Below are 1,351 nucleotides of genomic sequence, written 5' to 3'. Positions count from 1 at the left end.
TCTCGACGTGGCCCGCGAAGCGGCGCGAGAAGGTGCCGGCCGCGCCGTCGCTCACCGTCACGTCATACCATTGGTGGCTCGATGCGAGTGCCCACTGCTCGACACGCGCGTCGCCGTCATGCAGCGTCGCTTGCCGCGACGGCGCGCCGTACGCGTGGTTGGTCAGCGTCAGCGTCAGCGTGACGTGAGCCCCGCCGTGGTTGCGCAGCTCCAGGTACAGGTTCCTGATCGCGATGTCGTCACCGGCCTTCACTTTTCTGCTGCGGTCGGGGGACGGAAGCGGAAGGATCAGCCGGGCGACGACGCGGCGGCACTCGACGCGGCAGCGTTCGCCGCGGGCTTCGCGTCGTCGTCGTCATCGGGCGGGTAGTGCACGACGGGCGGCGCGAGCGGCGCGGCGTCGGACGCGGCGGTGTTCGCGGCTGCATCGTTGTTGAATGCGCTGGCGGAGCCGGCCGATGCGCCGGCCTGCTGTGACGCGTCGGTCGCGTGTGCGTCGTGCGGCGCGTCGTCGCTGCAGGCGGCGACGAAAGCGGCGGCACACAGAACGACGACGACGGAAACGCGACGCATGACTTCTCTCCTGGCAGGCTGATCGGGAAACGTTTTCGAGTATGCCGATGCGATGCGACGTTTCGGTGAATCGTTTGCGACCGACACGTCATCGCGGAATGCTTTCGATATCCTGACCAGTCGTTTGAACGGGATGGCGGGCGTGCAATATTGCCCGGCGGGCGATGCGGGCCGGGCACTTTTACCCGGGCACGCGACGCGATGCACGAAGCCGTTCACGGCAGCCTGGCCGTTCATGATGAACGCAAGCAGCCGATCGTGTTGCGTCAGCGCCGCGGCGTGCGTCGCCGCACCTCGCTGCGCAGCCAGTCGAGCCAGGTGCGGATCGCCGCTTCGTGCGGATGGCCGGGGCGCCACACGACGTAGTGCGCATACACGTCGGTCACGCGCACCGTCGAGACGCGCACGAGCGTGCCGTCCGCGAGTTCGGGCTCGATCAGCGAGCGGCGCGCGAGTGCGACGCCGCGACCTTTCAGCGTCGCGTCGATCAGCGCATTCGCATCGGTGAAGCGCGGCGCGCGCGCGGATTCGGTGAGGTCGAGCCGCGCGGCCTGGAGCCACGGTTCCCACGGCTGGGCGGGATGGCGCAGCAGCGTCGCGCGCACGAGATCGGCCGGCGCGCGCGGCGCGACGCCGTCGCGATTGCGGTACGCGGGGCTCGCGACCGGAAAGATCGTCTCGTTCATCAGCTTCTCGGCGACGACGCCCGGCCATGTGCCGGGCCCGTAGCGCAGCGCGACGTCGATGCGGTCGCGCTTGCGCAGCGGCGCGAGCGCCA

The 1,351-nt window shown here is 69.8% G+C and carries 2 protein-coding genes and 1 pseudogene; all 3 read right to left on the bottom strand.

Going from position 1 to position 1,351, the window contains the following annotated elements:
* Positions 1-256, bottom strand: a pseudogene (locus tag JYJ84_RS36785) (phospholipase domain-containing protein); the annotation flags it as partial.
* A gap of 32 nt (positions 257-288) precedes the next feature.
* Positions 289-573 carry a hypothetical protein gene (locus JYJ84_RS36780; RefSeq protein ID WP_122946785.1) on the bottom strand — a complete coding sequence of 95 codons (285 nt, stop codon included), beginning with the start codon at positions 571-573 and terminating at the stop codon, positions 289-291.
* Between the two features lie 266 nt (positions 574-839).
* Positions 840-1,351, bottom strand: a 512-nt coding sequence (locus JYJ84_RS36775) for a LysR substrate-binding domain-containing protein (protein ID WP_240201961.1), incomplete at its 5' end; no start/stop codon positions are given.

Origin of the sequence: Burkholderia sp. LMG 13014, assembly GCF_905232215.1 — a bacterium.
Taxonomy (GTDB): Bacteria; Pseudomonadota; Gammaproteobacteria; order Burkholderiales; family Burkholderiaceae; genus Burkholderia.
The sequence above is the reverse complement of the archived record's forward strand: the minus strand, read 5'-3'. Positions and strand labels throughout refer to the sequence as shown.

What these genes read in the sequence shown, in the direction of transcription:
- JYJ84_RS36780 (WP_122946785.1), bottom strand. Translation starts at nt 573, where the DNA reads ATGCGTCGCGTTTCCGTCGTCGTCGTTCTGTGTGCCGCCGCTTTCGTC.